The organism is Arenibacter arenosicollis, assembly GCF_014397245.1.
Classification (GTDB): Bacteria; Bacteroidota; Bacteroidia; order Flavobacteriales; family Flavobacteriaceae; genus Arenibacter; species Arenibacter arenosicollis.
Map to the genome: position 1 here is coordinate 1 of NZ_JACLHY010000073.1, position 553 is coordinate 553.

Annotated in this window: 1 protein-coding gene; it reads right to left on the bottom strand. The window is 60.2% G+C overall.

The features are described 5' to 3' along the window. A partial coding sequence (locus H4O18_RS21905) for a phosphotransferase (RefSeq protein ID WP_187588653.1) occupies positions 1-531 on the bottom strand: 531 nt, incomplete at its 3' end. Positions 532-553: the final 22 nt, after the last annotated feature.

A 553-nucleotide genomic window follows, 5' to 3' on the forward strand; every position in this document is an offset into this window, starting at 1 on the left:
GATCGCCTGGGGCCTGGCGAACAGTTCGGCTGGCGCGAGCCCCTGATGCTCTTCGTCCAGATCATCCTGATCGACAAGACCGGCTTCCATCCGAGTACGTGCTCGCTCGATGCGATGTTTCGCTTGGTGGTCGAATGGGCAGGTAGCCGGATCAAGCGTATGCAGCCGCCGCATTGCATCAGCCATGATGGATACTTTCTCGGCAGGAGCAAGGTGAGATGACAGGAGATCCTGCCCCGGCACTTCGCCCAATAGCAGCCAGTCCCTTCCCGCTTCAGTGACAACGTCGAGCACAGCTGCGCAAGGAACGCCCGTCGTGGCCAGCCACGATAGCCGCGCTGCCTCGTCTTGCAGTTCATTCAGGGCACCGGACAGGTCGGTCTTGACAAAAAGAACCGGGCGCCCCTGCGCTGACAGCCGGAACACGGCGGCATCAGAGCAGCCGATTGTCTGTTGTGCCCAGTCATAGCCGAATAGCCTCTCCACCCAAGCGGCCGGAGAACCGGCGTGCAATCCATCTTGTTCAATCATGCGAAACGATCCTCATCCTGTC